Source organism: Undibacterium sp. Di27W, assembly GCF_049340345.1.
Lineage (GTDB): Bacteria > Pseudomonadota > Gammaproteobacteria > Burkholderiales > Burkholderiaceae_D > Undibacterium.
In genome coordinates, this window is sequence record NZ_JBMPOS010000016.1 from 1 (window position 1) to 25,302 (window position 25,302).

The following is a 25,302-nucleotide window of genomic DNA, read 5'->3' on the forward strand; positions in this document are numbered from 1 at the left end:
TAGTAATGCCACGTCAATCACTCCTGCTCCCTACTCATCAAGATAAGTAGGATTGTGTGCTAAACGTGGGTCAATTTTAGATGCAATTTATCCAGCAAAGTGGGTCAATTTTCAGTGCAAATCAACAGACTGTGGAATTGGCCACCCTGGCCAACTATGGCGCTTGCAAGCGCCATGTCGCTCGTGGACTCGCTGCATCATGCAGCTCGAATTCCCCACTCTCCACTTCGCAGCTTGCAAGCTGCTCAGATTCGTGAGGCAGGTGAAAGCAAGCAGGTGCTTTCACCTGTCCACACTCATCCCCGCGTCCCGCGGATTCAATTCCGCAGATCGTCAAAATAAAAAAGCCACCCAATAAATTGGATGGCTTTCAATATTTTGGTGGAGACGGCGGGAATCGAACCCGCGTCCAGAAGCACTCTACAGACAGTTCTACATACTTAGTGCTGCCATTTGATTTAATCCTGACGACGCGGACGCACACGCTGCGGCAGGACGAGTTACCTATTATTTAATCAAGAGCCAAGTAACCCGGCTCAAGACGATTCCATATGAATGTCCTTACTGCTGTTGCCAGCCCACCCTATGGACGAAGTGGTGTAAGGTTAGCCGGTATTAAGCGGCTAATGCGTACGAGTTATCGTTTGCAGTTATATAGTTCAGATTGTATTTACGAGGTAGTCTGGCCTCGGTATGCCCTGCGCTGCTTTGCAACCCCTGTCGAAACCAGGTCGTCCCCAAAGTCGTATCAGTATACCCCATTTAGGGATGGTCTTGCATTAATCAAGGGCCAACGGCCTGTAAATGTTTGGCGCGTACCAGTTCCAGCAGTTCCAGCGGGCTGTCGATGATGGCGTCGGCTTTCCAGTGTTTGGGTTCGGTCGCGCCACAATAACCCCAGGCGGCGGCGATGCTGGTCATGCCTGCTGCTTCGGCTGCCTGTATGTCGCGCAGGTCGTCGCCTACGTACCAGCAGTTTTCTGATCTGATGCCCAGCTGCCGGGCAGCTTCCAGCAAGGGGGCAGGGTGGGGCTTGGCATGCGGGGTGGTGTCACCAGAGATGACGCAACGTGCCTCTTGCAAATCCAATAAGGGGATCAGCGGGCGGGTAAAGCGCATGGCTTTGTTGGTGACGATGCCCCAGGATACGCCCATGACATCCAGGCCGCGCAAGAGGTCTGGCACTTGCTTGAATAATTTGCTGTGCTCGGCGATGGCGGATTCATACTGGTTCAGGAATTCAACGCGCATGGCTTCATAATCGGGGTGTTCAGGGGTGATGCCAAAACCTGCGCCGAGCAAGCCGCGTGCACCGGCGGATGCATGGGGGCGCAAGCTTTGATAGTGAACAGGTGCCAGTTGGCGCTTGGTGCGCATGACATTGACGGCTGCCGCCAGGTCGGGGGCTGTGTCTGCCAGGGTGCCGTCCAGGTCAAACAGTATTGCTTGTGGAGTTTGCATAATAATGGATCAAAGAGATCAAAAGCTGGCCGTCATGGTTGATGAAGGCCCGGTGTTGTTCAAGCTAAATCGTTATTCATATTGGGCGGGTACAGGCAACCATATAGTTGACGCTGGTATCGGTATTCAGTGAATAGATTTGGGTGAGGGGGTTATAACTCAAGCCCTTCATCGCATGTAATTCCAGCCCTGCATTGCGTATGTCTTGCGAGAGTTCTGCCGGGGTAATGAACTTGGCATAGTCATGCGTACCCTTGGGTAGCATTTGCAGCAGGTATTCTGCGCCGATGACGGCAAACAGATAAGCCTTGGCATTACGGTTCAGGGTGGAAAAGAAAACATGGCCACCGGGTTTGACCATCTTGGCGCAGGCCTTGATGATGGATGCCGGGTCAGGCACATGTTCCAGCATTTCCATGCAGGTGACGACATCAAACTGGCCAGCTTCGGCTTCTGCCATGTCTTCGGCAGCGATTTTTTTATAACGTACGCTCACGCCAGATTCCAGGCCATGCAAGTCGGCTACCTTGAGTGCTTTGTCGGACAAATCTATGCCCGTGACGGTCGCACCTTTTTTTGCCATGGATTCAGCCAGTATGCCGCCACCGCAACCTACGTCAATGACTTGCTTGCCCGTCAGCGGTACACGCTGGTTGATCCATTCCAGGCGTAAAGGATTGATTTCATGCAGGGGCTTGAATTCGGAAGTCGGGTCCCACCAGCGGTGGGCAAGTTCACTAAATTTCTGGATTTCTGCGGGGTCAGCGTTCAAGGTCGACATGATGTGGTTTGAAGTGCCGTATCAGGGCATGAGCTGCGAAACCGCTATTGTAGGCGATTAAGGCTGAGATCGCATTGGTGAAAAATAAACATGTCAGGTAAATACTCTCATGAACAAATTAGGGCTTACGCAAAATTGTCCCAGCAAGGCCATGCTGAGGAAAGCTCCCTTGCAAGGGAGCTTCGTTTCGTCGGCAGGCAATGCATTGCCTGAAACCCCGACTACACCGTAGCGACGAAGACAGTACTTTAGTACCGTGTCTTGTTAAATGCGGGAGCTGCAACGCAGCTGGGGCAGTTTTGCGTAAGTCATAATAAAAAAACCCGCCGAAGCGGGTTTTTTAGAAGCCAAGCTTCAATTACTGAATTACTTAACGTTGCGTGTACCAACAACTTCGATCTCAACGCGACGGTTTTTGGCGCGACCATCAGCTGTTTTGTTGTCAGCTACTGGTTGTTTTTTGCCTTTGCCTTCGGTGTAAACACGGTTGGCTTCGATACCTTTGCTTACCAAGTAAGCTTTGACTGCTTCAGCGCGACGGATAGACAATTTTTGGTTGTATTCGTCAGAGCCTACAGAGTCAGTGTGACCAACAGCAATCACAACTTCCAGATTGATGGATTTCAATTTGGATGCCATGTCGTCAAGTTTGACTTTAGCTTCTGGTTTCAGAACTGCTTTGTCAAAATCAAAGAATGCATCAGCTGCGAACGTTACTTTTTCAGAAGTAGGTGCAGGAGCCACAACTACTTTAGGTGGTTCAGGTTTAACTTCTGGCTTAGCTGGCTCTACGACAACTGCTGGTGTTGGTTGTACCAGTGGTGCATCGCAACCTGGAACTGCGTCAGCAGGTGTCCAGTAGCCAGTACGCCAGCACAGACCAAATGGGTCACGTGCAATTACACCGCGACCATCTTGTACATAGGCGCTGTGTGGCTTGTTAGCCATGATATCGGTGATTTGTGCGGAAGCAGAAAAGGATGCTACTGCGGACGCTGCGATAACGAGCTTGACTAAATTTTTCATATTTCTCCTCTCGGGTGAGATTATTACCGCAGATGAACTGCGCGAAATTACTGCATAAAACCAGATATTAACACGGCGATGATGACATTACTATTTCGTCAAACATCATCAGGCCATTTATCAACATTCGCTCTATTTTGCCATATTTAGCCAGTTTAAGACGAAAATTGTTAAATCGGCAAAGTTACACTTAGTTAAATATGTCTCATTTTGACAACGAAATGGCTATGTGGCAAGCTAATACCAGTTCCATAAAAGAAATGTTTTACTTTTATCCCTTCGCTACCAGTCCGTATGCCGCTCTTGCACCTGCCTTACTTGGCCAGGCCGCGGCCTTCTATGACGATGCGGCGATTGGGACTCAGGCATTCTGCCAGTTTAGCTTTTGCCAATTTGTCGTCGCAAGCCTTAATTTGTTGTGTTTTACCCATGCCCATGGTGTCCATGGGGGCATCCAGACCTTTGCTGCCCAGATAGGCCACCACCGCATCGGCATTCTTTTCAGATAATTTCTGGGCTTGCTGCTGGCTGCCGGTCAGGTCAGTGTGGCCACTGACGACGATCAGGTCGACTTTTGCACAGTTGGCCAGCTTGGCCATGACTTCGTTGTCTATACGCTCTTTGCCCTTGCTATTCAGTGTGGATGGCTGCGTCGATTTGTTGTGTTCAAAAATTTCATCACTGGGCAAAGTCAGGGCAAAGTCACAGCGCTTGGGTGGTGCAGGGGGAGTCTGGGGCGCGGCTGGTGCGGAGGCAGGGGCTTCCGCATTTTGTGCTGCCGGTGCTGAAGCGCTGGTTTGGGCAAGTGCGAATGAGGCGGGCAGGGTAAAGGCGGCGAGCACGCAAAGTACTGTCAATTTTTTCAACATTGTTGTCTCCGTGGATTTTTAAGGTGTTTCTTATTATGTTTTGATTAAATCATAAAAATTTGCCACGGCGCTGTCATTTGAATGACAGTGTTGCACTCCATCCAGCTCCTATTTACCTAGTTTGGCTGACTTAATTGCTATAAATGGAATTCAGCATTGCAGGCATGTTAGAATCAAGAGTTAAACGTCAGTCTTTATCAGTCTTGGCAAGATGTCATTAAGGATGTTGCTTAAAGACTTTATTGAGACTGCATAAAGACTTTATTGAGACTTTACTAAGACTTTATTAAGACGTTATTAATTAACCAAGCTCTAATTCGCCGGCCGCCAATGGATCAATTCGCAAAAGAAACACTCCCGATTTCCCTTGAAGAAGAAATGCGCAAAAGCTATCTCGATTACGCGATGAGCGTTATCGTAGGTCGCGCTTTGCCGGATGTGCGTGATGGCTTAAAGCCTGTGCATCGTCGCGTATTGTTCGCGATGCACGAAATGAACAATGTTTATAACCGCCCCTTCGTCAAATGTGCGCGTGTGGTGGGTGAAGTCATGGGTAAGTACCATCCCCATGGCGATGCCTCCATTTACGACACGCTGGTGCGTATGGCGCAGGACTTTTCCCTGCGATATACCCTGGTCGATGGTCAGGGTAACTTTGGTTCCATCGACGGCGACAATGCTGCGGCGATGCGTTACACCGAGTGCCGTCTGGACAAGATCGCCAATGAAATCCTGGCTGATATCGAAAAAGAAACGGTCGATTTCGTCCCCAACTATGACGGCAAGGAAAGAGAACCTTCGGTTCTGCCTGCCCGCATTCCTAATCTGCTGATCAACGGCTCATCGGGTATTGCGGTGGGTATGGCGACGAATATTCCGCCACATAATATTACCGAGACCATTAATGGCGCTCTGCATGTCTTGCGCAATCCCGAATGTACGATAGATGAACTGATAGAGATCATCCCTGCGCCAGATTTTCCTACTGGCGGCATTATCTATGGTGTGTCTGGTGTGCGTGATGGTTACCGCACTGGCCGTGGCCGCGTCGTCATGCGCGCCAAGACCCACTTTGAAGAGTTTGGCAAAGAAAATCGTACGGCACTGATTGTTGATGAATTGCCTTTCCAGGTGAATAAGAAGTCCTTGCTGGAACGTATTGCCGAGCTGGTGCGTGACAAAAAGCTCGACGGTATTTCTGATATCCGCGATGAATCCGATAAGTCGGGCATGCGCGTGGTTATCGAACTCAAGCGTGGTGAAGTGCCTGACGTAGTACTGAATAATCTGTACAAGCAAACGCAGTTGCAAGACACCTTCGGCATGAATATGGTGGCCCTGATGAATGGCCAGCCTAAATTGTTGAACCTGAAGGAAATGCTGTCCTGCTTCTTGTCGCATCGTCGTGAAGTGGTGACACGTCGTACCCTGTTTGAACTGCGCAAAGCACGTGAGCGTGGTCATGTGCTGGAAGGTCTGGCAGTTGCGCTGGCGAATATTGATGACTTTATCGCCATCATCCGCGCTGCGCCTACGCCACCGATCGCGAAACAGGAATTGATGACACGTGCCTGGGATAGCTCCATGGTGCGCGAGATGCTGACGCGTACTGCGGCTGACAATTCTGGCGGCATCGATGCTTTCCGCCCAGAGAATTTGCCTAAGCACTACGGCATACAGCCTGATGGCCTGTATAAATTGTCTGACGACCAGGCGCAGGAAATCCTGCAAATGCGTTTGCAACGCTTGACTGGTCTGGAACAAGACAAGATCGTCAATGAATACAAAGACGTCATGGCCGAGATCGCCGATTTGCTGGACATCTTGTCCAAGCCAGAACGCGTCACCGTCATCATCACTGATGAACTGACCCTGGCCCGCAATGAATACGGTGAAGGCAATAAAGACGTACGCCGTTCAGAAATCACTCATAACGCGACAGATCTGGGTACAGAAGACCTGATCACACCGCAAGACATGGTCGTGACCCTGTCGCATACTGGCTACATGAAGTCGCAACCGCTGTCCGAATACCGCGCGCAAAAACGCGGTGGCCGTGGCAAGCAGGCGACAGCGACCAAGGATGATGACTGGATCGAGCAACTCTTCGTGGCCAATACCCATGATTACATCCTGTGCTTCAGTAACCGTGGCCGCATGTACTGGCTGAAGGTATGGGAAGTACCACAAGGCTCGCGCACTTCACGCGGCAAGCCTATCGTGAATATGTTCCCATTGCAGGAAGGTGAAAAAATCACCGTCATCCTGCCTTTGTCTGGCGTTAACCGTACTTTCCCTGAAGATCATTATGTCTTCATGTCCACCAGCCTGGGCACGGTCAAGAAAACACCTTTGACTGATTTCAGCAATCCACGTAAGGCTGGCATTATTGCGGTGGACCTGGATGAAGGCGATTTCCTCATCGGCGCGGCACTGACCGATGGCAAGCATGATGTCATGTTGTTCTCTGACTCCGGCAAAGCAGTGCGCTTTGATGAAAACGATGTGCGTCCTATGGGTCGTACAGCCCGTGGCGTACGCGGAATGAACCTGGATGAAGGTCAGCAGGTTATTGCCTTGCTGGTGGCTGAAAACGAGCAGCAATCTGTGTTGACAGCGACTGAAAACGGCTACGGCAAACGTACTCCTATCACTGAATACACCCGTCATGGCCGTGGTACCAAGGGCATGATTGCGATTCAGACATCCGAGCGTAACGGCAAGGTGGTGGCAGCTACTCTGGTTGAGACAACGGATGAAATCATGTTGATCACTACCGGCGGCATCCTGATCCGTACCCGCGTTTCCGAGATCCGTGAAATGGGCCGTGCAACCCAGGGTGTGACCCTGATTGCGGTAGAAGATGGCACCAAGCTGTCTGGCCTGCAACGTATCGTGGAAACAGATGCTGACGTAGATGCAGCTTTGGAAGCTGGCGGTACTGATGCTGATACTGGCGCAAATGAAGCAGAAGGCAGCGCACCAGAAGCCGACGCAGCGGAGTAAACCATCATGACGACGATCTACAATTTCTCTGCAGGCCCGGCAGTATTGCCGAAAGAGGTATTGCAGCAAGCCGCTGCCGAAATGCTGGACTGGCATGGCAGTGGCATGTCCGTCATGGAAATGAGCCACCGTGGGCCAGAGTTCATGTCCATCATCGCTGCCGCGCAAAGCGATTTGCGCGAGCTGCTGGCGGTGCCGGACAATTATAAAATCCTGTTCCTGCAAGGCGGTGGCCTGGGTGAAAACGCCATCGTCCCCATGAACCTCATGGGGCGCAAGCCGCAGCCAGCAACCGCAGATTTTGTGCATACCGGTTCCTGGACGGGCAAGTCCATCAAGGAAGCAAAAAAATACGGCAACGTCAATATCGCAGCAAGTGGCGAGACTGGTGCTTATACCAGCGTGCCTGCACGCGATAGCTGGAAGCTGACACCAGATGCAGCCTATGTGCATCTGTGTACTAACGAAACCATCGATGGCGTCGAATACCAGTTTGCCCCTGATGTGGCGGCAGAAACCGGTGGCGCACCCATCGTTGCGGACATGTCTTCGCACATCCTGTCGCGCGTGATCGACGTATCCAAATACGGCGTCATCTTTGGCGGTGCGCAAAAGAATATCGGACCGGCAGGTTTGACCATCGTCATCGTGCGTGAAGATTTGCTCGGCCATGCCTTGCCGATCTGCCCCTCTGCCTTTGACTGGAAAATCGTTGCCGACAATGATTCCATGTACAACACTCCACCTACCTATGCGATTTATATCGCTGGCCTGGTGTTTCAGTGGCTCAAGCAGCAGGGCGGCGTGGCGGCGATGGAGCAAAAGAATATTGCCAAGTCCAGTCTGTTGTATGACTACCTCGATTCCACAGATTTTTATGAAAACCGGGTAGAGAAAGGCAGCCGTTCACGTATGAATGTGCCTTTTTACCTGAAAGATGAAAGCCTGAATGCGGCATTCTTGGCAGAAGCCAAGGCAAATGGCCTGTTGCAATTGAAAGGCCATAAATCAGTAGGTGGCATGCGCGCCTCGATTTATAACGCCATGCCTATAGAAGGCGTGCAGGCTTTGGTCAGCTTCATGCAAGAGTTTGCCCGCAAACATACGTAAATACTTGAGCCAGTGGCTTGAGCACATGGCGTCTGTTTTGATTACACTATAGACAGACGCCGCTAATTATTTTCATCATCAGCCCTTTCTGAGCATGGTACTCACCATCACCTGGAAACCGTGGCGCTGATGAACCAGGCCAAAAGCCCGGCGAAAAAAGCATATCCGGCATTGCAGTCATGCGCTACAGTATTGCTGCCTGCCCACACCCTATCAAACACGGTTTTTAGGTCATTATGAGCGACAATAAATTACTCCCCCTGCGCATCAAGATCGATGCCATCGATGCACAAATCCTGGATTTACTGAACCAGCGCGCCCGCGTGGCCGAAGAAGTTGGCCATGTCAAGGCAGAAACCAATGCGCCAGTGTTTCGCCCTGAGCGTGAGGCGCAAGTCTTGCGCAGCGTAGCTGAGCGCAATCCCGGCCCTTTGCTGAGCGACGATATACAACTGATCTTCCGCGAAATCATGTCGGCCTGCCGTGCGCTGGAACGCCGCGTGGTCGTGGCTTTCCTGGGCCCTGTCGGCACCTTCAGTGAGCAGGCTGTGTATAAACAGTTTGGTCATGCCATCCAGCCTTTGCCTTGCGTATCTATTGATGAGGTTTTCCGCGCGACTGAAGCAGGTACGGCAGACTTTGGTGTCGTGCCTATTGAGAATTCTTCTGAGGGCGCGATCAACCGTACCCTTGATTTGCTCCTGCAAACCAGCCTGGCCATCAGTGGCGAGCTGGCGATCCCTGTACAGCATAGCCTGATGAGCAAGTCTGGCAATATGGAAGGCATCAGCCGCATCTGCGCCCACTCGCAAGCCTTGGCGCAATGCCAGGCCTGGCTGAACCAACATTTCCCGCATGTGGAAAGACATGCAGTGGCATCGAATGCAGAGGCTGCACGCATGGCCAGCGGTGACTATACCGTAGCGGCGATCGCCAGTGAAATTGCCGGTCATCAGTACAACCTGGGCATCGTTTCTGCCCATATCCAGGATGATCCGCATAACCGCACCCGTTTTGCGGTCATAGGCCGTTTGCGTACTACGCCTAGCGGCAAGGACCAGACTTCCATCGTGCTGGCGACGCCGAACAAGGCGGGTGCAGTCTACAACCTGCTTGCCCCGCTGGAAAAACATGGTGTGTCGATGACGCGTTTTGAGTCACGTCCTGCACGTACCGGCAATTGGGAATATTATTTCTATGTAGACGTAGAAGGTCATGTCATGGATACCAAGGTGGCCGATGCCATGGCTGAGTTGAATGACAAGGCGGCCTTCTTCAAGGTGCTGGGTTCTTACCCTTGTACAGTGTGAGTGCCTGATGCAAAAAGCTTTTCAACGCATAGCGATTTTTGGCGTAGGTTTAATTGGTGGTTCATTTGCCCTGGCTTTGAAAAAGGCAGGGGCAGTCGAGCAGATAGTCGGGGTAGGGCGCAGCCAGGCTTCGCTGGAAAAAGCCCGGCAACTGGGCATCATCGATGAGATCGCCTTGAATGCCGAGCAGGCATTGCGCAACTGTGATCTGGTGTTGATTGCAGCGCCAGTGGCACAAACCGGCGCGATATTGAAAGCGATTTATCCGCATCTGCAGCCAGGGACTATAGTCACGGATGCTGGCAGCACCAAGGCCGATGTAGTAGCAGCAGCACGCGAGAGCCTGGCTGAAAAGATCGCACAATTTGTACCTGCGCATCCGATAGCCGGGCGTGAATTGAATGGGCCTGAGGCGGCACTGGTGGATTTGTATGTGGGAAAAAAAGCCGTCCTCACCCGCCTGCCAGAAAATAGCGATGCAGACGTGGCCAGGGTGGCATGGGCATGGCAGCAATGCGGTGCCATCATCCATCATCTGGATCCGGCATCGCATGACGCCGTGTTTGCCGCCGTCAGCCATTTGCCGCATTTGCTGGCCTACGCCCTGGTTGATGATATAGCCCGCAAGCCGCATGCGGATACCTTGTTCCAATATGCTGCCAGTGGTTTTCGCGACTTTACCCGCATTGCCGGTTCATCACCAGAAATGTGGCGTGATATCAGCCTGGCGAACCGGACTGCGATGTTGCAGGAACTGGATTCTTATACTGCCAGACTGTCCATCTTGCGCCAGCATCTGGTGGATGCCGACAGCGAAGGCATAGAAGGTATTTACACCAATGCCCAGCGTGCGCGCCATAACTGGATCAGCGCCATCGAGGCAGCCGAGAAACAGCAGCGTGAAGGTGGTGATTGACAGAGATTAGCTCTGCTCCACATCGACAAACTCAGAACTGAAAACGACCATGACACAAGCAAGCAAACATTATCCGCATTACCTTGATCTGCAACCTGTCATGCAGGTGCAGGGCACGGTCAAATTGCCAGGTTCAAAAAGTATTTCCAATCGTACTCTTCTGCTGGCGGCGCTGGCAGAAGGCAAGACCCAGATCATGGATTTGCTGGCATCCGACGATACCCTGGTCATGCTGAACGCCCTGACGCAGTTGGGTGTGCACTGGGAGCAGGATGGCGATAGCCAGAATTACACGGTAGAGGGTGTCAAAGGACATTTCCCCAAGCATCAGGCAGACCTGTTCATGGGTAATGCCGGTACCGCGATACGCCCGCTGGTTGGTGCCTTGGCCGTGCTGGGGGGTGACTACACCATTCACGGCGTGCACCGCATGCATGAGCGTCCGATTGGTGACCTGGTTGATGCTTTGAATGAAGCTGGTGCGCAGATAGAATATACCGGCAACCCGGGCTATCCACCTTTGCATATACGCCGTGGCCATGTCCACGCCCGGCGTTTGCAGGTCAAAGGCAATGTATCGAGCCAGTTTCTGACGGCCTTGCTGATGGCCGCACCTCTGATGGCGCGTGAGCATGATGTGACGATAGAAGTGATAGGCGAGCTGATCTCCAAGCCTTATATAGAAATCACCCTGAACCTCATGCAAAAATTTGGCGTGACGGTAGCGCGTGATGGCTGGCAGGCATTCACAGTCACCAAGGGGCAGCATTATGTGTCGCCTGGCGTTATCCACGTCGAAGGTGATGCCTCATCTGCTTCTTACTTCCTGGCAGCAGGTGCCATCGCTGGTGGGCCTATCCGGGTAGAAGGCGTGGGCAAGGCCAGCATACAGGGCGATGTGCGTTTTGCCGAAGCGCTGGAGAAAATGGGCGCAAGCATCACCCGTGGCGACAACTGGATAGAAGCCACTTCGAATGGTGTCTTGCAAGCCATAGACATGGACTTCAACCATATCCCAGATGCTGCCATGACGATTGCGGTAGCAGCCCTATATGCCAATGGCACCACGACCCTGCGTAATATTGCCAGCTGGCGCGTGAAAGAAACCGACCGCCTGTCTGCCATGGCAACAGAATTGCGCAAACTGGGGGCGATAGTAGAAGAGGGGGCAGACTATATGACGGTCACGCCACCTGAGCATATCTTGCCAGCGACCATCGATACCTATGACGATCATCGCATGGCCATGTGCTTCTCTTTGGCCAGTCTCGATGGTCGTGCCCGCAGAGGTGCTACTATGCGCATCAATGATCCAAAATGCGTGGCCAAGACTTTCCCTGATTATTTTGAAGTCTTTGCCAAGATTAATCACAAAGATTTGTTTTAAAGGTTTTTATAGTTATCTATGACTGCACCTAGTCCTGTTATCACGATAGACGGCCCTACCGCATCCGGTAAGGGCACGGTGGCACACAGGGTGGCCAAGCATCTGGGTTTTCATTACCTGGATTCTGGTGCCCTGTACCGCCTGACTGCCCTGATGGCTACCCGCCATGGCATCGCTCTGGAAGATGAAACCGCTATTGCCAGCATGGCAAGAACCTTGCCTTGCCGTTTTGTCCACGGTCATGTGTTTCTTGAAGATGCCGATGTTACCGATGCTGTAAGGGCAGAAGAGGTCGGTGTGGCAGCTTCCCGTATTGCTGTTTTACCAGCAGTACGCCAGGCCCTGGTTGATTTGCAGGTGGCTTTTCGCTATACGCCCGGCCTGGTGGCTGACGGACGCGATATGGGGACGGTCATCTTTCCCGATGCCAGCTTAAAAGTTTTCTTAACAGCAAGTGCTGAGGCGCGCGCAAGCCGTCGATATAAGCAATTGATTGAAAAGGGAATTTCTGCTAATATGGAAAACTTGGTAAAAGATTTGATGGAACGTGATGCGAGAGATAGTGCCCGCACCACAGCGCCGCTCAAGCCCGCGCCAGACGCGATCATCCTGGATACATCTGAATTAACTGCTGAAGAAGCGGTCAATAAAGTACTGGTCTGGTATGCGCAAGCACAGGCAAACAACACTCTATAAGTAAGTATTCATTATCTGGTGAAGTTTGCAAGTGTCGTTTCAAGTGCCTTTATTGACGCAAGGTTAATAAAGGGATGTTCAACCTAACCCGGTAAATAGTGTCTTTTGCACCGTTCCGGCTAACTTGTAAATACTATGTCTACTGTTTTCATGTCCCAAGATTTCGCAACCGGTGCAGATAGCTTCGCAGCTTTGTTCGAAGAATCCCTGTCACGTCAGGATATGCGTTCCGGTGAAGTGATTTCTGCTGAAGTCGTCCGTATCGACCACAACTTCGTGATCGTTAACGCTGGCTTGAAGTCTGAAGCCTTTATCCCTGTTGAAGAATTCAAAAACGACCAGGGCGACCTGGAAGTTAATATCGGCGATTTCGTTTCCGTAGCGATTGATTCGCTGGAAAACGGTTTCGGCGACACAATTTTGTCCCGTGACAAAGCTAAACGTCTGGCCTCCTGGCTCGCGCTGGAAAAAGCGCTGGAGTCTGGCGAGATCGTTACTGGTACAGTAAATGGCAAAGTCAAAGGTGGTTTGACTGTTCTGACGAACGGCATCCGCGCTTTCTTGCCAGGTTCTCTGGTTGATACACGCCCAGTTAAGGATACAACTCCTTACGAAGGCAAAACCATGGAATTCAAAGTGATCAAGCTCGACCGCAAACGTAACAACGTTGTGCTGTCCCGCCGCGCTGTTGTTGAAGCGTCCATGGGCGAAGAGCGTCAAAAACTGATGGAAACCCTGAAAGAAGGTACAGTGGTTACTGGTGTTGTTAAAAACATCACTGACTACGGCGCGTTCGTTGATCTGGGCGGCATCGATGGCTTGTTGCACATCACCGATCTGGCATGGCGTCGTGTACGTCACCCTTCCGAGGTGTTGACAGTTGGTCAGGAAATCACTGCAAAAGTATTGAAATTCGACCAAGAGAAAAACCGTGTTTCCCTGGGCGTAAAACAATTGGGCGACGACCCATGGACAGGTTTGTCCCGTCGTTACCCAGCGAACACACGTCTGTTCGGTAAAGTAACGAACCTGACCGACTACGGCGCGTTCGTTGAAGTCGAGCAAGGTATCGAAGGTCTGGTTCACGTTTCCGAAATGGACTGGACTAACAAAAACGTTGCACCAAACAAAGTTGTTCAATTGGGCGACGAAGTTGAAGTCATGGTTCTGGAAATCGACGAAGAACGTCGTCGTATCAGCCTGGGCATGAAACAGTGCAAAGCCAATCCTTGGGATGATTTCGCGATCAACCACAAGAAAGGTGACAAAGTTCGCGGCGCGATCAAGTCCATCACTGATTTCGGCGTATTTATCGGTTTGTCTGGCAACATCGACGGTCTGGTACATTTGTCTGATCTGTCCTGGAATGAAACAGGCGAAGAAGCAGTACGTCGCTTCAAGAAAGGTGACGAACTGGAAGCTATCGTTCTGGCTATCGATGTTGAGCGTGAGCGTGTTTCCCTGGGCGTTAAACAGCTGGAAGGCGACCCATTCAATAACTACTGCGCAATGAATGACAAAGGTGCAGTTGTCGTTGGTACAGTTAAATCTGTTGAAGCCAAAGGCGCAGTAATCCAGTTGGCAGACGACGTTGAAGGCTACCTGCGTGCATCCGAAATCTCCCGCGACCGCGTGGAAGATGCTGGTACACACCTGAAAGTCGGCGACAGCGTTGAAGCCCTGGTATTGAACATTGACCGCAAAGCACGTGGTATCCAATTGTCTATCAAAGCTAAAGATAGCGTTGAAACACAAGAAGCTATGCAAAAAATGTCCGTTACTGATTCCAACGCAGCATCCGGCACAACCAGCCTGGGCGCTTTGTTGAAAGCCAAGCTCGACAATAAAAACTAAGCTTAAGTCATAAGGTTTTCACTATGACTAAGTCGGAGCTGATAGCTCGTCTGGCAGAGCGATATCCGCAACTGGTAGCTAAAGATGTGGATATCGCTGTTAAAACCATACTGGATGCAATGTCGGATGCCCTGGCAACGGGGCAACGCATAGAAATCCGCGGTTTTGGCAGCTTTGCACTGAACAGTCGTCCACCACGGATAGGTCGCAACCCCAAGTCCGGTGACAAGGTGATGGTCCCTGAAAAACGGGTGCCGCACTTTAAACCAGGCAAGGAATTGCGCGAACGTGTTGATGCCATGGTGGGGCAACCGATACACGATGACTAAGTCAGGCTGACTGGTCAAAGTTCGGGCTTCGACAGCGATGTAAAAATAAAAACGGCATATCGGTTTTCCGATATGCCGTTTTTTTTCAGTACAATGCTCTTTTCGGGATAAATTGCTTAATTGACGATTTTTCCGCTTATCCATCAAGGATGCATACATGAAATATATTTCAAGATTTCTGGCCATTGTGCTGTTTATCCTGTTCTTTGGCTTTGCCTTGAAAAACGACCAGATAGTCACGCTGCAATATTTTTGGGGCTATCAACAGTCGGCACCCCTGGTCATCATGCTGCTGGCATTTTTTGCTGGTGGCGCAACGCTGGGCGCACTGGCCATGGTGCCTATGGTATTCCGCCATAGACGCGATCTGCACAAGCATAAAAAGACCCTGGCAGAAATTGAAAAAGAACGTGAAGCAGCGCAAAGGGCCAGCACACAAGCCCCTCAGCCTGATAGCATTCGCAATACTTGAAAACACAATAAGAAAAAACGCACATGGAATTTGAAATCTGGTGGTTACTCGGTATCCCCTTATTCTTCACTCTGGGCTGGGCTGCTGCGCGCATAGATATACGCCAGTTGATCTCGGAATCCCGCAGCCTGCCGCGTGGTTATTTCAAGGGCTTGAACTTCCTGCTCAATGATCAGCCGGACAAGGCCATTGATGCCTTCATCGACATCGTCAGGCTCGATCCTGAAGCGGTGGACCTGCATTTCGCCCTCGGTAACCTGTTCCGCCGCCGTGGCGAGACCGAGCGTGCTATCCGCGTCCATCAAAACCTGCTGGCCAGACCAGATTTGCCTACCGAACAAAAAACCCAGGCCATGTATGAGCTGGGCCAGGATTACCTGAAAGCCGGGCTGCTTGATCGCGCCGAAGAAACCTATAACCTGCTCGTCAATAGCCCGTTTGAAGCCCAGGCCAGACGCGCCTTGCTGGAAATTTACCAGCGTGAAAAAGAATGGGCGCGCGCTATCGAAGCCGCAAATGCCCTGCAGGAATGCGGTGCCGGTGGACGTCAAAAAGAAATCGCCCAGTTCTATTGCGAAATTGCCCAGGATGAACTGGTGCATACCAATACTGACGCGGCCCTGGCCAATCTGGAAAAAGCCCTGGCGGCAGACCGTAATAATGTACGTGCCATCATCCTTATGGGTGATGTGTATATGGCCAATGGCGAAACAGAGATAGCCTTGTCTACCTGGCGTAGGGTAGAGCAGCAAAGCGTGCCACATGTGGCCCTGGTAGCCCAGCGCCTCATGGACGCTTATCGCAAGCTCGATAAGACGCAGGAAGGTTTGAATCTCTTGAAGAACTTCCTGGCTGAAGCACCTTCGATAGATTTGCTGGAAGTCGCCTTCAAGGTCACTCTGGAGCTGGAAGGTGTGGAAGCCGTCAATAGCCTGGTCAGCGAAGAATTGCGCCGCACTCCAACCCTGCTGGGTCTGGATAAATTGCTGGATGGCCGCATCATGGTGGTGCCGCCAGAAGTCAGGCCTGAGCTGGCCATCATCAAGAACCTGGTGCATGGCTATGCGCAAAAACTGGCGCGCTATCAATGTTCCAATTGCGGTTTCAAGGCCAGGCAGTTTTACTGGCATTGCCCTGGTTGCAGCAAATGGGAAACCTATCCTCCAAGAAGGACGGAAGAACTCAATGTCATGAATTAATGATCTCTGTCCAGACAAGGGCAGGGCATGTGTTGAATACTCATTGCACTTTAAAGAATCTTGAATAAGGTCTGTGATCTGAAACTCTATGTGGATGAAGGATATTTGGATGTACAGAGTGACTTATTTTTATATGGTGATCAAAAAATGAAAATCACAATTATTGGTACAGGTTATGTCGGTCTGGTCACAGGTGCCTGCCTGGCTGAGTTGGGTAATGATGTGTTTTGCCTCGACGTTGACCAGCGCAAGATTGATATCCTCAATAATGGCGGCATCCCTATCCATGAGCCAGGCCTGGAAGAAATCGTCGCGCGCAATCGTGCAGCGGGCCGCATACAGTTTTCTACCGATGTCGAAGCCAGCGTCAAGCATGGTGATGTGCAGTTCATCGCCGTCGGCACACCGCCGGATGAAGACGGTTCTGCCGACTTGCAATATGTCGTGGCGGCAGCAAAAAACATAGGCAAGTACATGACGAACTTCAAGGTCGTCGTTGATAAGTCTACCGTACCTGTCGGCACGGCAGACCGCGTCAGCGCTGCCATCGCTGCTGAATTGGCGGCACGTTCGGTGACGGCAGATTTCTCTGTGGTTTCCAATCCAGAGTTCCTGAAAGAAGGCGCAGCGGTAGAAGATTTCATGCGTCCTGACCGCATCGTCATCGGTTGCGACCAGACGCCGCAAGGTGAAAAAGCCCGCAGCCAGATGAAGAAGCTGTATGCACCTTTCAACCGCAATCATGAGCGTACTTACTGGATGGATGTACGCTCGGCAGAGTTCACCAAGTATGCCGCGAATGCCATGCTGGCGACCCGCATCTCTTTCATGAATGAGCTGGCCAACCTGGCTGACCATGTCGGTGCCGATATTGAGGCGGTGCGTCACGGCATAGGCTCGGACCCGCGCATAGGTCATAGTTTTTTGTATGCGGGTTGCGGCTATGGTGGTTCCTGCTTCCCCAAAGATGTTCAGGCGCTGGAACGCACAGCCCAGGACTATGGCTTGAATCTCTTGATCTTGCAGGCGGTAGAAGCCGTCAATGCGCGACAAAAGCAAGTGCTCGGCAAGAAGATACAGCAACGCTTTGGAGAAAACCTTAGTGGCCGTCATTTCGCCATCTGGGGCCTGGCATTCAAACCGAATACCGATGATATGCGGGCGGCGTCATCCCGCGTTTTGCTGGGTGAATTATTGCGCGCCGGTGCGACGGTGGCGGTGTATGACCCGGTCTCCATGCAAGAAGCCAAGCGCGTGCTGGAACTGGATTTTTACGATGCGCCAGAATTGCTGGCCTCGATACGTTATGCTGCCAACCCTATGGATGCGCTGCTTGAAGCTGACGCGCTGGCGATTGTCACCGAATGGAAGGCCTTCCGCAGCCCTGACTTTGATGAAGTCAAGGCGCGCCTGAAACAGCCAGTGGTGTTTGATGGCCGTAACCTGTTTGAACCCACGGTCATGACCGAGCTGGGCATTGAATACCACGGCATAGGCCGCTCCGTATTGACGAACAAATAATGCAAAATATGGATGCAAAGAAAGATACAAGGAAAGACATAGCGGCGAAGCGGATTCTGGTTGCTGGCGATGTCATGCTCGACAGATACTGGTTCGGCGAAGTCAACCGCATATCGCCCGAAGCACCTGTGCCTATCGTGCGCGTAGAAAAAAGTGAAGAGCGACTCGGCGGTGCTGCCAATGTGGCCCGCAATGCCGTCGCCCTGGGCGTGCAGGCTGCCTTGATGGGTGTCATTGGTGACGATGATGCAGGCAATAGCATGGAGCGTTTGCTGAAGACTTCAGGCATAGAAGCTTACCTCAGTCGTGACCAGCAAATTTCCACCATTATCAAGTTGCGCGTTATCGGAAGGCAGCAGCAGTTGCTGCGCATCGATTTTGAAGAACGCCCGACGGAACATGTCTTGCGTGACAAACTGAATCGCTTCAATTCCTTGCTGACTGGTTACGATGTGGTTGTCCTGTCCGACTATGCCAAGGGTAGCCTGGTGAATGTCAGCGCCATGATCGCTGCGGCAAAGGCTGCAGGCAAGATCGTGCTGGTCGACCCCAAGGGCAGTGATTTCAAACGCTATGCTGGCGCCAGCCTGCTGACACCGAACAAGTCTGAGTTAAAGCAAATCATAGGCGACTGGCCAAATGAAGAAGAGTTGACAGCTCGAGCGCAGCAATTGCGCGCAGATTTAAACATCGATGGCTTGCTGCTGACCCGCTCAGAAGAAGGCATGACCCTGTTCACAGCTGATGGCGTGACCCATGTACCCGCCATGGCGCGTGAAGTATTTGATGTTTCTGGTGCCGGTGATACCGTCATCGCCACCATGGCCGTCATGCTGGCACAAGGCAAGTCCATGCAGGAGGCAGTGGTGATTGCCAACCGTGCTGGCGGTATAGTCGTTGGCAAGCTGGGTACGGCTACTGTGACGCGGGAAGAGCTATTTCCTGAGGCTGCGCAATAAGCGATATCAATGACCCGGGATGCCGTGTCATTGATATAAATGCTGCGTACATTCAAGCATGCAAGCAAGGAGGATTACTATGTCTGCCTCAACTGCCAAACGTACCAAACCTATCAAACGTATTAAACGTATCAGGCAATGCATACTTGCGGCGTGCGTCGCTTTAACAACGGCAGCATCTTGCCATGCGTCGTCGCCGGAAGATAAACCTGCCGAGGCGACTCTGGACGCAGCGTCTGCACAGATTGAGAACGCTTTTTCTCCCGATGCCAAAGCCGAGGAATTGGTACTCAAGGTCATTAATACCTCTAGCTCCAGCATCAGGCTGGCGGCTTACTCATTTAGTTCGCCAAGCATCGTCAAGGCATTGCTGGATGCAAAAAAGCGCGGTGTCAATGTCATGGTGCTGGTCGATTATGTTCGCAACCAGAAAAAAAATAATTGGGCAGCCTTGAACCGCCTTGTCGCCGCAGGCATTGCTACGCGTACCATTTCTGTGTATGCAATCCATCATGACAAGTACATCATTGCAGATGAGCAGAGTGTACAGAACGGCAGCTTCAATTACACCCGTGATGCAGCAGAAGCAAACAGCGAAAATGTCATCGTGTTCTGGCGCAACCCAGAATTGGCGAAGTCATTTCTTCGCCACTGGGAAAGCCGCTGGTCAGCAGGAGTGGATTACAAAACCATGCTGATAACGAAATAGTCGACAGCAATTCCTCATCTGCTTCAGGCAATCGCCCCAAAGCGAAAGCTTGATGCCACCACGCCGCCAAAGATGTTTTCTTCATGATAAACACAACTGGCAACTTCATCTTCTGCAGCACCAACTGCCACCATCAGCGGCAATAAATGCTCTTCCCGGGGGTGGGCTACCCGTGCCGCTGGTGCGTCTTCCCAATGGATCAGGCGGGCCACTCTTTCCACCGTACTGCTGGCGATCAGGCTATCCTGCAACCAGTCATCAAAACTTGATGAAGGCTCCTTGGCCAGTGGGCCAAAGCGACGCAGATTATGGTAGCTGAGGCCGCTGCCGATGATGAGTACTCCTTCGGCCCGCAAGGGCGCGAGGGCGCGTCCCAGTGCCAGATGCTCTGCCGGGTCCAAACCAGCGCGCAGTGATAATTGCACGACCGGCATATCGGCCTCAGGATACATCACGGCCAGTGGGGCAAATGCACCATGGTCAAAACCACGTTGCGCATCAGCCAGGGCTGGCAAGCCTGCATTCTGTATCAGACCAAGTACTCGCGCAGCCAGTTCCGGTGAGCCTGGTGCCGGATAGCGTACTTTATAGGTATGCTCAGGGAAGCCGCCATAGTCATACAGCATGCCAGGCGCTGGATTGCTCATGACACGGAAAACATGGTCTTCCCAGTGCGCCGATATCATTAGTATCGCCTTGGGCTTATAAGGTAATTGCCTGGGTATGTCGACCAGCGACTCTTCCAGCACATGCATGGCTTTGCGCATGTCTTCCATGTATGGCCAGGGGCCGCCGCCATGCGAGATAAAGTAGGTGGGCAAGTTCATATGTACATTTCCTTGATAGTCATTCCATGCCTGGGCTTATCCCCTGCAAACAATAGGGGGGCTTGATGTTATTCATCATAATGTTTCCCGTTACGGAAATCGATGGTGGTAAAGTAATTGTATTGTTTCCAAAAGTGGAAACATTGAATAAAAGGCAGATCATGGATGAACTTGATATCAACGGCATCAGGGTGTTTCGTGAAATCGTTGAATCTGGCAGTTTTACTGCTGCGGCAGATCGCCTGGGCATGGCAGCGCCCATGGTCAGCAAGCATATCGCCAGGCTGGAGCGCAAACTCGGGGCGCGGCTCCTGAACCGTAGTAGCCGCAGCATGAGTCTGACAGAAGCGGGCAAGGATTTTTTTGCACAGGGCAGGCAGGCGCTGGATATTCTCGATGCTGCAGTTGCCTCAGTCGCCCAAGCCAGTGGCCCACCTCGTGGAGAATTAAAAATCAGCGCCCCTGTCTGGTGTGCCAATTCCGGCTTTGCCAGATTGCTGGCAGATTTCCGGCAAGATTATCCCGCGGTCAGGCTGGACCTGCATCTTGATAATCATATGGTAGACCTGGTGGCAGATGGTTTTGACCTGGCCTTGCGAGCTACCGATGAACCTTCTGCCGCGCTGATCGCCAGGCGTCTGTGCAAGGTGGAATTTCATCTGGTGGCCACGCCCGCTTATTTGCATGAGCTAAAAACGGATCAAAAAACGGATCTAAAAGCAGACCGGGACGTGGAACAAAGTTCCATTGCCGTCATCTTGCCCAATTATGTGCAATCAGAACGCTTCCGCTTGCCCCTGCAAACAGTAGACCCACCATTGAAACTCGATGCCATCATGAAATGCAGTGATACCACGCTCAGTTATCATTGTGTGCTGGCTGGCATGGGGGCGGCATTCTTGCCAGCCTGGCTGGTGGATGATGATCTCGCCTCAGGCCGCTTGCAGCTGGTTGCTGGCAATGAGCCAGGTTTTGCTGGTAACTTATATGCAGTCTATGCCAGCAGGCGGCAGATGCCACCCAAGCTGCGCTGCTTCATTGATTTTTTGATCGACAGATTAGGCGATTAAATAAAGTTGACATATATCTACAGGGATTTTGTGGAATACTTGTCAACGGAATCATGTTTGGTTCCGTTGATAGCGATATAGAACAGTGAGAGGCAAAAAACTGAACTATACCGCTGAGAAAATGTTCACTTATTGAGGGAGTATTCGCATGTTGAAGAAATTAGTGTTTGGCTTGATGGCTTTGTTGGCTGCTACAGGATTTGCATTTGCTGATGTCGATGTCAATAAGGGCGACCAGGCTGCATTGGATGGTATCAAGGGTATAGGCCCGGCTAAATCCAAGGCCATCATAGAAGAGCGTACCAAGAATGGTGCCTTCAAGGATTGGGCAGATTTTGAAAGCCGCGTCAAAGGCGTTGGTGCCAAGAGTGCGGTCAAGCTGTCTGAGGCTGGCTTGACTGTTAATGGTGAGGCCAAGCCAGGTGCTGCTGCTAAACCAGCTGCCAGCGCGCCTGCCAAGGCAGAGAAAGCAGAAAAAGCAGCTAAAGCTGAAAAACCTGCACCGTCTGCACCAGCAGCGCCGGCAGCAGCCAAGGCTCCAGCGGCTGCACCTGCTCCAGCAGCTGCATCGGCAGCATCCAAGGCCAGCGCCAAATAAGTAGAACTGTTATTGGCGACAGGTGCAAGACCAGAACCTCAGGACCCGTCCTGAGGTTTTTTATTAGCTTATTCAAAATCTGTATAAGCCCCCGGTGAATACGATAATAGAGGGGGAAGTTCTTGATCTGTCTGGGAAATCTGGTATTTTTTTGCAAGGAACGCAGCTTTCTGCTGCGAGACAACTAGCTTATGCAGCAAGCGTCTAAGGGTAACTGCGATTAGAATGAGAGTTTGTCTTTTTCAAGCTGCTTACCATGACCTATCTGACCATCGAAGACACCATAGGCAATACCCCGCTCGTTAGATTGCAGCGTATACCTGGTGCTGAAAATCAGCGCCGTAATAATGTCATCCTGGGTAAGCTGGAAGGGAATAATCCTGCTGGCTCAGTCAAGGACAGGCCAGCCTTGTCCATGATAAAAAGAGCGGAAGAACGTGGCCAGATCAAGCCTGGCGATACTCTGATCGAAGCCACCAGCGGCAACACCGGCATAGCCCTGGCCATGGCAGCTGCCATGCGTGGCTACAAAATGGTATTGCTGATGCCGGAAAATCTCAGTATAGAGCGTCGTCAAAGCATGGCCGCCTATGGCGCGCAAATCATGCTGACCCCCAAGACTGGCGGCATGGAATATGCACGCGATCTGGCGGAGCAAATGCAGGCAGAAGGGCGTGGCGTGATACTCGACCAGTTCGCCAATCCAGACAATCCCCTGGCGCATTACGAAGGCACAGGCCCAGAAATCTGGCGTGATACCAAGGGGCAGGTGACGCACTTCGTTAGCGCCATGGGGACTACTGGTACCATCATGGGCGTGTCTGCTTATCTCAAAGAACAAAACCCACAGATACATATCATCGGTGCGCAACCTGAAGAGGGCTCGCAAATCCCCGGCATACGCAAATGGCCAGAGGCATATATGCCCAGGATTTATGACAAGGCCAGGGTAGACCAGGTCGAATCTGTGACGCAGGCAGATGCCGAGCATATGGCACGCAGGCTGGCGGTGGAGGAGGGGATATTCTGTGGTATTTCTGCCGCAGGCGCTTGCGAAATCGCTTTGCGCATCGCGCAAACGCTAGAAAACGCCACCATCGTTTTCATTGTTTGCGATCGAGGTGATCGTTATTTATCGACTGGTGTTTTCCCCGCCTGACCATCAAGCCAAAGCGAGCGCAAGCAAGGCGCTCGCTGCATTTGTATATCTACACAGTTTTGCTACATCATCCTGTCATAAATCCAGCGCACAATAAGAATATAAAAAGTGCGCAATAAGTGTGTAAAAAGCGCGACAGGAAAGCGTCGCAAAAAACAGCACAAAAAATTCAAACAAAAAAAATACCGAAATCACGCTTGTGGCGTGTTTTCGGTATTTTTCAAAGAAGCAGTCTTCCTGAAAATCTGCAGATTTACCAGGCAGCAGGCAACGATCAAATAAAAAGACTTATGCTGCGTCTTTTGGTTTGAATTGTTTATCGCTGATACGGAACTTCGCACGACGGTCGCCCATCAATTCACGCAGTTCTTTAATGCTGACATCGCTGATTTCATGCATGCGTATCAGCAGTGAAGCGCCGACAGGCAGGCGACGATGCCTGATTTTACTAATTACTGGTGGTGCCACTTCCAATGCTCTGGAGAGTGCTGCATCATTTTTCAAATGCAATTGCTTGATCAGAGTATCCAACAGATTGTTTGGATCATAGTCGATTTCATCGGATTCAAGCTGGGTCAGGTTTGCCATAATTACCTCGCTGTTTAGTTTATTGATGCTAAATTTTGTTGCTTCAATAAAAAATTAATCAAACGGTAATATTGTATCTTTAAAATATAATTTGCTTGTCAGAAAAATAGCAAACCATTGTTAAATCTCTTGACACATTGCTTAGTTCATACGCAAATGTGTCAACTAGATAACAACACTTTAGTTTAGAAAATACTGAATGGCAATGTTTATTCCAGTAATTAGTTACTAGAATAACATAAATTAACAATTTTATTTGGTTCTATAAAATCTGTTAAATCCTTTACTTCCCCTTGTAACATGCGCCAACAGTCTTTAACACTAATTATTTTTGTCTGGCGAGTGCAATTGCTCTGCCAAGGTCAAAGACCGACATTGCATAAAAATAGCTACGGTTGTACAAGGTGATGGCAAAAAAGTTTTCTGTTGCAAACCAGTACTCTGTTGCGTCATTACCATTTTGCAGATCGACAAGACCATATTGGATATTTGTTGGCGCTTCGCTACTGGCTGTTGTCGCGATGGCTTTTAAATCCTGCAACTGATAACTGGCTTGTAAACCTTTCCCCAGAACAGCAGGTAGTTGCTCACTTTTTTCAGAAACGACCAGGGTGGCTGGAAAGGCGATGGGTAAATTGCGCTTCCAGCCATGCATGGCCAGGTAGTGGGCAACACTGCCTATGGCATCGACCGGTGAATCGGTCAGATTGATCTTGCCGTCGCCATCAAAGTCCACCGCGTATTTCCTGATACTGCCAGGCATGAATTGTGGCCAGCCTATGGCACCGGCATAAGAACCCTTGAAGAGGAATGGGTCCAGTGCAGCTTCCCTGGCCATCAGCAACATGTTTTCCAGTTCGGCTCGGAAAAATTGCATGCGTACATCACGTGTGGGGGTATCTGGATAATCAAATGCCAGCGTCGTTAATACGTCCATCACGCGGAAGCCACCAGTTTGTTTGCCAAATATGGTTTCCACACCGATCAGACCAACGATGATTTCTGGCGGCACGCCATATTCCTGTTCTGCCCTGGTCAGTGCATCTGCATATTTATCCCAGAAAGCGATGCCTGCTTCTATGCGATAAGGTTCGACAAAGCGGGCGCGATAGGCTTTCCAGTTCTTGGGTTTGCCGGGAGGCGCGGGACGCATCAATTGCCTGGCAGACCCTATGTATTTGACTTGCTTGAAAATGGTTTTCAGTTCAGCTTCGCTAAAACCATGCTTGCTCACCATGCTGGAGATAAAGCTGGCTACTTCTTTGGATTGTTCAAAATGTCCTTCGGCATTCTGAGCTTTGGCAGTGCTGTCACTGGTTGCGGCTTTTTTTACGTGTTTTTTCTCGATGGCATATGCTTGCCCTGCAGTGAGCAGGGCTGTCGCGATGATGAGGGAGGAAATACAGTTCAGCAATGAGCCAGGCTGCTTTGTTGCGGTTGTCGTGAAAGAGATCA

Annotated in this window: 23 protein-coding genes and 1 other RNA gene; 16 read left to right on the forward strand and 8 right to left on the reverse strand. The window is 51.1% G+C overall.

Annotated features, from left to right (window positions below; genetic code table 11):
• Positions 1-379: 379 nt before the first annotated feature.
• The 5 genes from ssrA to ACO0LF_RS25840 all read right to left on the reverse strand — a co-directional run bounded on the left by ssrA (position 380) and on the right by ACO0LF_RS25840 (position 4,137).
• Positions 380-739: a transfer-messenger RNA gene (gene ssrA, locus ACO0LF_RS25820) on the reverse strand.
• 44 nt (positions 740-783) lie between these two features.
• Positions 784-1,461 (reverse strand): HAD family hydrolase, encoded by a 678-nt coding sequence (locus tag ACO0LF_RS25825; protein WP_423019290.1) that lies wholly within the window; start codon positions 1,459-1,461, stop codon positions 784-786.
• Positions 1,462-1,537: 76 nt separating this feature from the next.
• On the reverse strand, positions 1,538-2,242 hold the full coding sequence (ubiG, locus tag ACO0LF_RS25830; protein WP_423019292.1) for a bifunctional 2-polyprenyl-6-hydroxyphenol methylase/3-demethylubiquinol 3-O-methyltransferase UbiG: 705 nt from the start codon (positions 2,240-2,242) through the stop codon (positions 1,538-1,540).
• Between the two features lie 366 nt (positions 2,243-2,608).
• Positions 2,609-3,268, reverse strand: coding sequence for an outer membrane protein OmpA (ompA, locus tag ACO0LF_RS25835; RefSeq protein WP_423019294.1), 660 nt, complete (start codon positions 3,266-3,268; stop codon positions 2,609-2,611).
• Between the two features lie 314 nt (positions 3,269-3,582).
• Positions 3,583-4,137, reverse strand: a complete 555-nt coding sequence (locus ACO0LF_RS25840; RefSeq protein ID WP_423019296.1) for an OmpA family protein — start codon at positions 4,135-4,137, stop codon at positions 3,583-3,585.
• A 330-nt stretch (positions 4,138-4,467) separates the two neighbouring features.
• Between ACO0LF_RS25840 and gyrA the strand changes: the two genes are divergently transcribed.
• The 13 genes from gyrA (at position 4,468) to ACO0LF_RS25905 (ending at position 19,605) form a co-directional block, all read left to right on the forward strand.
• Positions 4,468-7,143, forward strand: coding sequence for a DNA gyrase subunit A (gyrA, locus tag ACO0LF_RS25845; protein ID WP_423019298.1), 2,676 nt, complete (start codon positions 4,468-4,470; stop codon positions 7,141-7,143).
• Positions 7,144-7,149: 6 nt separating this feature from the next.
• Entirely contained in the window at positions 7,150-8,253 is a 1,104-nt protein-coding gene (gene serC / locus ACO0LF_RS25850; RefSeq protein ID WP_423019300.1) for a 3-phosphoserine/phosphohydroxythreonine transaminase, read from the forward strand.
• A 236-nt stretch (positions 8,254-8,489) separates the two neighbouring features.
• Entirely contained in the window at positions 8,490-9,563 is a 1,074-nt protein-coding gene (pheA, locus tag ACO0LF_RS25855) for a prephenate dehydratase (protein ID WP_423019302.1), read from the forward strand.
• A 7-nt stretch (positions 9,564-9,570) separates the two neighbouring features.
• Entirely contained in the window at positions 9,571-10,479 is a 909-nt protein-coding gene (locus tag ACO0LF_RS25860) for a prephenate dehydrogenase (RefSeq protein ID WP_423019304.1), read from the forward strand.
• A 49-nt stretch (positions 10,480-10,528) separates the two neighbouring features.
• The gene (gene aroA / locus ACO0LF_RS25865; protein WP_423019306.1) at positions 10,529-11,866 is read left to right on the forward strand and encodes a 3-phosphoshikimate 1-carboxyvinyltransferase; all 1,338 of its coding nucleotides are present in this window, start codon (positions 10,529-10,531) and stop codon (positions 11,864-11,866) included.
• Positions 11,867-11,884: 18 nt separating this feature from the next.
• A complete protein-coding gene (cmk, locus tag ACO0LF_RS25870) occupies positions 11,885-12,562 on the forward strand; it encodes a (d)CMP kinase (protein WP_423019308.1) in 678 nt (225 codons plus the stop codon).
• A 150-nt stretch (positions 12,563-12,712) separates the two neighbouring features.
• Positions 12,713-14,416 (forward strand): 30S ribosomal protein S1, encoded by a 1,704-nt coding sequence (gene rpsA, locus ACO0LF_RS25875; RefSeq protein ID WP_423019310.1) that lies wholly within the window; start codon positions 12,713-12,715, stop codon positions 14,414-14,416.
• A 23-nt stretch (positions 14,417-14,439) separates the two neighbouring features.
• Positions 14,440-14,745 (forward strand): integration host factor subunit beta, encoded by a 306-nt coding sequence (locus tag ACO0LF_RS25880; RefSeq protein ID WP_110256992.1) that lies wholly within the window; start codon positions 14,440-14,442, stop codon positions 14,743-14,745.
• A 157-nt stretch (positions 14,746-14,902) separates the two neighbouring features.
• Positions 14,903-15,217, forward strand: a complete 315-nt coding sequence (locus ACO0LF_RS25885; RefSeq protein WP_423019312.1) for a LapA family protein — start codon at positions 14,903-14,905, stop codon at positions 15,215-15,217.
• A gap of 23 nt (positions 15,218-15,240) precedes the next feature.
• Positions 15,241-16,416, forward strand: coding sequence for a lipopolysaccharide assembly protein LapB (gene lapB / locus ACO0LF_RS25890; protein ID WP_423019314.1), 1,176 nt, complete (start codon positions 15,241-15,243; stop codon positions 16,414-16,416).
• A gap of 147 nt (positions 16,417-16,563) precedes the next feature.
• Complete coding sequence (locus ACO0LF_RS25895) at positions 16,564-17,937, forward strand: UDP-glucose dehydrogenase family protein (RefSeq protein ID WP_423019316.1); 1,374 nt, start codon at positions 16,564-16,566, stop codon at positions 17,935-17,937.
• The gene (gene rfaE1, locus ACO0LF_RS25900; protein WP_423019318.1) at positions 17,937-18,896 is read left to right on the forward strand and encodes a D-glycero-beta-D-manno-heptose-7-phosphate kinase; all 960 of its coding nucleotides are present in this window, start codon (positions 17,937-17,939) and stop codon (positions 18,894-18,896) included. Before ACO0LF_RS25895 ends, rfaE1 begins: the two co-directional genes overlap by 1 nt.
• Before the next feature lie 79 nt (positions 18,897-18,975).
• Complete coding sequence (locus ACO0LF_RS25905) at positions 18,976-19,605, forward strand: phospholipase D family protein (RefSeq protein ID WP_423019320.1); 630 nt, start codon at positions 18,976-18,978, stop codon at positions 19,603-19,605.
• 23 nt (positions 19,606-19,628) lie between these two features.
• Here ACO0LF_RS25905 and ACO0LF_RS25910 read toward each other — a convergent pair whose 3' ends face one another.
• Entirely contained in the window at positions 19,629-20,432 is an 804-nt protein-coding gene (locus ACO0LF_RS25910; RefSeq protein WP_423019322.1) for a DODA-type extradiol aromatic ring-opening family dioxygenase, read from the reverse strand.
• Positions 20,433-20,497: 65 nt separating this feature from the next.
• On the opposite strand from ACO0LF_RS25910, the gene ACO0LF_RS25915 reads away from it, so the two are divergent.
• The 3 genes from ACO0LF_RS25915 to cysM all read left to right on the forward strand — a co-directional run bounded on the left by ACO0LF_RS25915 (position 20,498) and on the right by cysM (position 23,259).
• Entirely contained in the window at positions 20,498-21,502 is a 1,005-nt protein-coding gene (locus ACO0LF_RS25915) for a LysR family transcriptional regulator (protein ID WP_423019324.1), read from the forward strand.
• 148 nt (positions 21,503-21,650) lie between these two features.
• Entirely contained in the window at positions 21,651-22,100 is a 450-nt protein-coding gene (locus ACO0LF_RS25920; RefSeq protein ID WP_423019326.1) for a ComEA family DNA-binding protein, read from the forward strand.
• Positions 22,101-22,356: 256 nt separating this feature from the next.
• A complete protein-coding gene (gene cysM / locus ACO0LF_RS25925; RefSeq protein WP_423019328.1) occupies positions 22,357-23,259 on the forward strand; it encodes a cysteine synthase CysM in 903 nt (300 codons plus the stop codon).
• A 288-nt stretch (positions 23,260-23,547) separates the two neighbouring features.
• Here cysM and ACO0LF_RS25930 read toward each other — a convergent pair whose 3' ends face one another.
• Entirely contained in the window at positions 23,548-23,847 is a 300-nt protein-coding gene (locus tag ACO0LF_RS25930; RefSeq protein ID WP_110257001.1) for a hypothetical protein, read from the reverse strand.
• 325 nt (positions 23,848-24,172) lie between these two features.
• On the reverse strand, positions 24,173-25,261 hold the full coding sequence (mltB, locus tag ACO0LF_RS25935) for a lytic murein transglycosylase B (RefSeq protein WP_423019330.1): 1,089 nt from the start codon (positions 25,259-25,261) through the stop codon (positions 24,173-24,175).
• Positions 25,262-25,302: the final 41 nt, after the last annotated feature.

Coding starts and splice junctions, on each gene's coding strand:
- ACO0LF_RS25825 (WP_423019290.1), bottom strand. CDS start 1,461: ATGCAAACTCCACAAGCAATACTGTTTGACCTGGACGGCACCCTGGCA.
- ubiG (WP_423019292.1), bottom strand. CDS start 2,242: ATGTCGACCTTGAACGCTGACCCCGCAGAAATCCAGAAATTTAGTGAA.
- ompA (WP_423019294.1), bottom strand. CDS start 3,268: ATGAAAAATTTAGTCAAGCTCGTTATCGCAGCGTCCGCAGTAGCATCC.
- ACO0LF_RS25840 (WP_423019296.1), bottom strand. CDS start 4,137: ATGTTGAAAAAATTGACAGTACTTTGCGTGCTCGCCGCCTTTACCCTG.
- gyrA (WP_423019298.1), top strand. CDS start 4,468: ATGGATCAATTCGCAAAAGAAACACTCCCGATTTCCCTTGAAGAAGAA.
- serC (WP_423019300.1), top strand. CDS start 7,150: ATGACGACGATCTACAATTTCTCTGCAGGCCCGGCAGTATTGCCGAAA.
- pheA (WP_423019302.1), top strand. CDS start 8,490: ATGAGCGACAATAAATTACTCCCCCTGCGCATCAAGATCGATGCCATC.
- ACO0LF_RS25860 (WP_423019304.1), top strand. CDS start 9,571: ATGCAAAAAGCTTTTCAACGCATAGCGATTTTTGGCGTAGGTTTAATT.
- aroA (WP_423019306.1), top strand. CDS start 10,529: ATGACACAAGCAAGCAAACATTATCCGCATTACCTTGATCTGCAACCT.
- cmk (WP_423019308.1), top strand. CDS start 11,885: ATGACTGCACCTAGTCCTGTTATCACGATAGACGGCCCTACCGCATCC.
- rpsA (WP_423019310.1), top strand. CDS start 12,713: ATGTCCCAAGATTTCGCAACCGGTGCAGATAGCTTCGCAGCTTTGTTC.
- ACO0LF_RS25880 (WP_110256992.1), top strand. CDS start 14,440: ATGACTAAGTCGGAGCTGATAGCTCGTCTGGCAGAGCGATATCCGCAA.
- ACO0LF_RS25885 (WP_423019312.1), top strand. CDS start 14,903: ATGAAATATATTTCAAGATTTCTGGCCATTGTGCTGTTTATCCTGTTC.
- lapB (WP_423019314.1), top strand. CDS start 15,241: ATGGAATTTGAAATCTGGTGGTTACTCGGTATCCCCTTATTCTTCACT.
- ACO0LF_RS25895 (WP_423019316.1), top strand. CDS start 16,564: ATGAAAATCACAATTATTGGTACAGGTTATGTCGGTCTGGTCACAGGT.
- rfaE1 (WP_423019318.1), top strand. CDS start 17,937: ATGCAAAATATGGATGCAAAGAAAGATACAAGGAAAGACATAGCGGCG.
- ACO0LF_RS25905 (WP_423019320.1), top strand. CDS start 18,976: ATGTCTGCCTCAACTGCCAAACGTACCAAACCTATCAAACGTATTAAA.
- ACO0LF_RS25910 (WP_423019322.1), bottom strand. CDS start 20,432: ATGAACTTGCCCACCTACTTTATCTCGCATGGCGGCGGCCCCTGGCCA.
- ACO0LF_RS25915 (WP_423019324.1), top strand. CDS start 20,498: ATGTTATTCATCATAATGTTTCCCGTTACGGAAATCGATGGTGGTAAA.
- ACO0LF_RS25920 (WP_423019326.1), top strand. CDS start 21,651: ATGTTGAAGAAATTAGTGTTTGGCTTGATGGCTTTGTTGGCTGCTACA.
- cysM (WP_423019328.1), top strand. CDS start 22,357: ATGACCTATCTGACCATCGAAGACACCATAGGCAATACCCCGCTCGTT.
- ACO0LF_RS25930 (WP_110257001.1), bottom strand. CDS start 23,847: ATGGCAAACCTGACCCAGCTTGAATCCGATGAAATCGACTATGATCCA.